This is a genomic window from Parabacteroides sp. merdae-related_45_40 (assembly GCF_001915675.1).
This window is the reverse complement of sequence record NZ_MNQY01000030.1, coordinates 148125-154754: the sequence shown is the minus strand read 5'-3', so window position 1 is coordinate 154754 and position 6630 is coordinate 148125. Positions and strand designations below refer to the sequence as shown.

Annotated in this window: 3 protein-coding genes; all 3 read left to right on the top strand. The window is 48.0% G+C overall.

Going from position 1 to position 6630, the window contains the following annotated elements:
* Window positions 1–255 precede the first annotated feature (255 nt).
* The 3 genes from BHV83_RS01640 (at window position 256) to secA (ending at window position 6575) form a co-directional block, all read left to right on the top strand.
* Window positions 256–1443, top strand: a complete 1188-nt coding sequence (locus BHV83_RS01640; protein ID WP_005855611.1) for a lipoprotein N-acyltransferase Lnb domain-containing protein — start codon at window positions 256–258, stop codon at window positions 1441–1443.
* A complete protein-coding gene (locus BHV83_RS01635) occupies window positions 1440–3029 on the top strand; it encodes an alkaline phosphatase family protein (protein ID WP_286755667.1) in 1590 nt (529 codons plus the stop codon). Before BHV83_RS01640 ends, BHV83_RS01635 begins: the two co-directional genes overlap by 4 nt.
* A gap of 165 nt (window positions 3030–3194) precedes the next feature.
* The gene (gene secA / locus BHV83_RS01630; protein WP_005855607.1) at window positions 3195–6575 is read left to right on the top strand and encodes a preprotein translocase subunit SecA; all 3381 of its coding nucleotides are present in this window, start codon (window positions 3195–3197) and stop codon (window positions 6573–6575) included.
* Window positions 6576–6630: the final 55 nt, after the last annotated feature.

The window sequence follows — 6630 nt, the reverse complement described above, 5'->3', positions numbered from 1 at the left end:
TGCAATTTCTCTTCTTCGCTGTAATGCTCATGTTTTTTGCGCATAATAATTACACATTTTATTGTTATTGAATGTGTCTACCTATATCAGCATAAGACACACTCTTATAATCAAAGACGTAACCAAGTTTCCTTTTCCCTTTATAATAAAAACAAAGTTATCTCTTTTCTCGACATAAAGCCATATGTTATGCTTAAACGATCTATACTGTTTAAGAAAAATAATCTACCTTTGCGTCAAATAATTAAGAAGAGAATGACAAAAAGCATATTTCTATTCCTGCTGGGGATTCTTTCCCTATCGGCGATGGCGCAACCCAAACTGAGCGAGGAAGCCCGTATCAGTCTGATGACCAGCGCACCGTACGATGAAGAGGTATTCACCGTGTACGGGCATGCCGCTCTACGCATATACGATCCCAAGCAAAATATAGATTATATATTCAATTACGGTATATTTGATTTCTCCAAACCTAATTTTATCTATCGATTCGCCAAAGGAGAGACGGATTATAAACTGGGAGTGGCCGATTTCCAAGACTATGTGATCGAGTACCAAATGCGGGGCAGCGATATTACGGAGCAAGTATTGAACCTCACCCAAGAAGAGAAAGAGCATATATGGGACGCCCTGCTTATCAATTACAGGCCGGAGAACAGGGTATATCGTTATAACTTCTTCTTCGATAATTGCGCTACCCGCCCTGCCGCGATCTTGGAAAAGGAGATCAACGGGAGCGTCGATTATCAGTATCCCTATCAATCCCAGACCTTCCGGGATCTTATTAATTATTGTACCCGAAACCATCCGTGGCTCACATTCGGATGCGACCTAGCGCTAGGCAGCCCCACCGACCGGGAGGCCACCCAGCACGAGATGCTCTTCCTCCCCCCTTATCTAAAAGAAGCGTTCTCTAAAGCCACCATCACGGGCCCGGACGGGACAATCCGCCCATTGGTGAGCGAGACCCACGTGATCGGAGCCGGGGAAGCCGACGAGCCGGAAAAAGATATCTGGGATTTATTCACCCCTTTAGTCTGCGCTTGGCTTCTGTTCGGAATCGTTTTAGGGCTTACTTGGATCGAATGGCGCAAAAAAAAATACTTCCTGTGGGTGGATTGTGTCCTTTTCTCGGTAGCCGGAGCCGGAGGTGTCATCCTCTTCTTTCTTAGCTTCATATCCGTCCATCCCTGCACGTGGCCGAACTGGTCTTTGGTATGGTTACAGCCGCTCGATTTGATCGCTGTTATTTTGTTTTGCGTAAAAAAGCTGAAGAAGGCTGCATATTACTATCATTTTATTAACTTTGCGGCGCTTACGCTGATGTTACTGGGATGGCATTTCATTCCGCAACATCTAAACAGTGCCTTTATTCCGCTTGTAGCCTCGATTTGGGTTCGTTCGGGTTGGGGTGTTTACAGAAAGATATGGAGAATCGGATGAGAAAAATTATAACGTCACTTATCGCTATCCTCGTGGTAACAAACCTTGAGGCGCAGCTGCGTACCCCCAAATTGGTGGTATGTATTACTGTGGATCAGCTAAGGGGCGACTATATAGAATACTTTTATAATACATTTGGCGAACGGGGCTTCAAGCGTTTGATGAACGAGGGGTTGGTGTACAACAATATCCGCTTCGAGTTCTCTGACATAGACCAAGCCAGCGCGTTCGCGACTCTTTTTACCGGAAGCAACCCTTGCTTCAGCGGTATCGCCGGAGATAAGACATTTGATTTCGAGAAAGAGAAAGAGGTCTCGATCTTAAATGATCCCGAATATCTGGGTAATTACACGAAAGAGAATTATTCGCCCAAGAATTTATTCAGTTCCACGATCGGCGACGAGTTGAAAATCGCCTCTCAAGGAAGAAGCGACGTATATTCCATCGCCCCGGATGCCGAGAGCGCCATCCTTTCCGCCGGACATGCGGCGAACGGAGCTTTCTGGATGGATAACACCAACGGGAAATGGGCTACCACGACGTATTATAAGGGAATCCCTTGGTACGTAGACCGCTATAATAACGGCCCGGAATCTTTGGTGTCACGCTTGGAAACCATGGTATGGACTCCTACCCTTCCAATGGAGAAATACAATGCCTTTCCTTACGTATTAGACGATCTACCTTTCCGCTATACGTTCAGCGAGAAGTTTGCGAACTGCTATCCGAACCTGAAGACCTCGCCGTTCATCAATAAGGAGATCAATCGTTTGGCCCTCCAGTTCCTAGAGTACGGAGGGTTTGGTACACGCAGTTGCCCGGATATGTTGTCTATCACGTACTACGCGGGCAATTACCGGGGTACGATGAGCAAGGAATACACCCGGGAGATTCAAGATACGTATTACCAACTCGATCAAGATATCGAGAAGCTACTGGATACGATCGACAAGAAAGTGGGCTTGGCCAATACATTGGTAGTCTTCACCGGTTCCGGTTATTATAAAAGCGAGGAGTCTTATCCGGACGGCTTGATGGTGAACGGTGGCGAGTTTCACCCGAAACGTTGTCTAGCCCTGCTTAATATGTACTTGATGGCCATTTACGGCCAACATACCAGCTGGGTACAAGGATACTACGACAACCAGATCTACTTGAACCGCAAGGCGATAGAAGACGCCAAGCTGGATTTGACGACTTTACAGAACAAGGCCGCCGAATTCATACAGGAATTTAGTGGCGTACAACTCGTCACTACGGGTAGAAGCTTGCTTACAGGTGACTGGAACGAGGGAACCGCCAAATTCCGTCAAGGTACGCACCATCTGAGACGGGGCGATCTGATCATCGAGTTGCAACCCGGTTGGAAAGTGAACCTCGACAATCCGAAAGAAAAAGTCAAGATTATACGCAATAATGCTGTTATCACCCCGCTGGTATTTATGGGCAACGGGTTGAAACCCCAACATATCTACCGCGAAGTCAAGGCCACTGAGGTAGCCCCCACGGTAACCCATGTGCTAAGAATCAGGCCACCAAACGCTACTCAAAGCCTACCGCTTTGGGAATTGAAAATTGGTAATTGAGAATTAAAATTATCATAGAAGGGAAAGGTAGGTGGTTCTCCCCTAAGTATTTTATCTGAATTCAAATAACAAAGTAATAACAGACGATGATTGCTCATTGACAATCGGAAGTTGAACTCTCAATTTTCAATTTTCAATTATCAATTATCAATTAACATAAGAATCATGGGATTTAATGAGTTTATGACGAAGCTGTTCGGCAATAAGTCGCAGCGTGACCTTAAAGAAATCACACCTTACGTAGATAAGGTAAAGGCCGTATATCCGTCAATCAAGGCACTCTCGAACGACGAGTTGCGTGCGAAAACAGATGAGATCAAACAACGTATCCAGGACTACGTAGCCGAGGAGAAAGCGCAAGTGGAAGAGCTTCGCAAAGGCATCGAGGATAAGGAACTGGAAGAACGTGAGGCGATCTGGGCCGAGGTAGATAAAATCGAGAAAGCCATCACGGACAAGATGGAAGTGGTACTGGAGCAATCCTTGCCCGAGGTATTCGCCATCATGAAAGATACGGCCCGCCGTTTCGCCGAGAATGAGGAAGTGGTAGTTACCGCTAACCAATTCGACCGGGATCTGGCCGCTCGTTTCGACTTTGTCCGCATCGAGGACGATAAGGCGATTTACGCCAATCACTGGAAAGCCGGTGGAAACGAGATCACATGGGATATGATCCATTACGACGTTCAGCTATTTGGTGGCGTCGTTCTTCATAAAGGTAAGATCGCCGAGATGGCGACCGGTGAAGGTAAGACCTTGGTGGCTACCCTTCCGGTATTTTTGAACGCCTTGACACGTAACGGTGTACACGTGGTAACCGTGAATGATTACTTGTCAAAACGTGACTCCGAGTGGATGGGACCGCTTTATATGTTCCACGGACTTTCCGTAGACTGTATCGATAAGCACCAGCCGAACTCCGAGGCTCGCCGTAAGGCTTACGAGGCGGATATTACGTTCGGTACGAACAACGAGTTCGGTTTCGACTACTTGCGTGACAATATGGCGATCAGCCCGAAAGACTTGGTACAACGCAAGCATAACTACTCCATCGTCGATGAGGTGGACTCCGTATTGATCGATGACGCTCGTACGCCGCTGATCATCTCCGGACCGATCCCTCGTGGCGAGGAACAATTATTCGAGCAATTCCGCCCGAACGTGGAGGTTGTCGTGAACGCGCAGAAAGACCTTTGCTCCAAATTATTGATCGAGGCCAAGAAGAAAATGGCTAGCGACGACCAGAAGGTCGTTGAGGAAGGCTCTATCCTTCTGTACCGCTCCTTCAAGGGATATCCCCGCAACAAGGCGTTGATCAAGTTCTTAAGCGAGCAAGGCGTAAAAGCTCAAATGTTGAAGACGGAAGAATATTTCATGTCCGAGAATATGCGCCATATGCACGAGGCGACCGATGAGTTGTATTTCGTGATCGACGAGAAGAACAACAGTATCGAATTGACGGATAAAGGTATCGACCTATTGACCGGTAAGACGGACGACCCGACCTTCTTCGTACTTCCCGATATCACGTCCCAATTATCTCAATTGGAGAACATGACAGGAACCGAGGAAGAGAAACAAGCTCAAAAGGACGAGATCTTGGCGAACTATTCCGTTAAGAGCGAGCGTGTACATACCATCAACCAGTTGTTGAAAGCTTACACCTTATTCGAGAAGGATGATGAGTACGTGGTTATGGACAACAAGGTTATGATCGTTGACGAGCAGACGGGTCGTATCATGGACGGACGTCGTTATTCCGATGGCCTGCACCAAGCGATCGAGGCTAAGGAACGTGTAAAGGTAGAGGCCGCTACACAAACATTCGCCACGATCACCTTGCAGAACTACTTCCGTATGTACCATAAATTATCCGGTATGACCGGTACGGCGGAGACGGAAGCAGGCGAGTTCTGGGATATCTACAAATTGGACGTAGTAGTGATCCCGACCAACCGACCGATCGCCCGTAACGATATGAACGATCGTATCTACAAGACAAAACGTGAGAAATATAACGCTGTTATCGAGGAAATCGTTCAGCTGACGGAGGCAGGCCGCCCGGTATTGGTGGGTACGACATCCGTAGAGATCTCCGAGTTATTGAGCCGTATGCTTACGATGCGTAAGATCCAGCACAATGTATTGAACGCTAAGTTGCACCAGAAAGAGGCCGAGATCGTGGCCTTGGCGGGTCAAAAGAGTACGGTTACGATCGCTACCAACATGGCCGGTCGTGGTACCGATATCAAACTGTCCAAGGACGTGAAAGACGCAGGCGGTTTGGCGATCATCGGTACGGAACGCCATGAGAGCCGTCGTGTAGACCGTCAGTTACGTGGTCGTGCCGGACGTCAGGGAGACCCGGGTTCATCCGTATTCTTCGTATCACTGGAAGACGACTTGATGCGTTTATTCGCTTCCGAGAAGATCGCCGGCTTGATGGATAAGCTTGGTTTCAAGGAAGGCGAGGTTCTGGAGCACAATATGTTGAGCAAGTCCGTAGAACGTGCCCAGAAGAAGGTAGAGGAAAACAACTTCGGTATCCGTAAACGTCTGTTGGAATACGACGACGTGATGAACTCACAACGTAACGTAATCTACACCCGCCGTCGCCACGCCTTGATGGGAGAGCGTATCGGTCTGGACGTATTGAACACGATTTACGATACTTCTACGGCTATCGCCGATCAACACGCCGAGGACTTCGAGGGCTTCAAGTTAGAATTGTTCAAGACATTCGCCATGGAAAGTCCGTTCACGGAAGACGAATTCAAGAGTATGAAACCGGAGCAACTCGTAGAGAAATTGTTCGAGGAGGCATTGAAGACTTACAAACGTCGCATGGAACGCATGACGCAAGTCGCTCACCCGGTCATCAAGCAAGTGTACGAGAATCAAGGAGCGATGTACGAGAACATCATGATCCCTATCACGGACGGCAAGCGCATGTATAATGTATCTTGTAACCTGAAAGAGGCTTACGACACGGAATGTAAGGCAATCGTTAAATCCTTCCAGAAATCAATCGTATTGCATATGATCGACGAGGGATGGAAAGAGCATCTACGTGAGATGGACGAGCTGCGCCACTCCGTACAAAACGCTAGCTACGAGAACAAGGATCCATTGTTGATCTACAAACTTGAATCTTACAACCTGTTCAAGACAATGGTAGACAACATGAACCGTAAGACAGCCGCCATCTTGATGCGTGGACAGATCCCGGTACGTGAGGAGCCGACCGAGGAGCAACGCCAAGCCATGCAAGCCCGTCAAGCGGCCGTAGCCCAGCAAGCAGCCCAAGCGATCGCCGAGGAAAGAGCCCGTCAACGTATCGCCGTACAAGAGGCCGCCCCGGAGAAGCACGAGGATATGAGCCGTTACCGCACGGAGAAAACAGACTTGAGCGGAAACAATACCCAAGCCGAGGCACCTCAGCCGAAGCAAGCTCCGGTCCGTGCCGAAAAACGAGTAGGACGCAATGATCCATGTCCTTGCGGAAGTGGCAAGAAATACAAGAACTGCCACGGACAAGGTTTATAAGGAACAAGAAATAAGATAAAAAAAGAGGGACAGAATACCAATCTGTTCCTCTTTT

Bases quoted from the DNA above. Each gene is read 5' to 3' on its own strand.
- BHV83_RS01635 (WP_286755667.1), top strand. From the start codon at position 1,440: ATGAGAAAAATTATAACGTCACTTATCGCTATCCTCGTGGTAACAAAC.
- BHV83_RS01640 (WP_005855611.1), top strand. From the start codon at position 256: ATGACAAAAAGCATATTTCTATTCCTGCTGGGGATTCTTTCCCTATCG.
- secA (WP_005855607.1), top strand. From the start codon at position 3,195: ATGGGATTTAATGAGTTTATGACGAAGCTGTTCGGCAATAAGTCGCAG.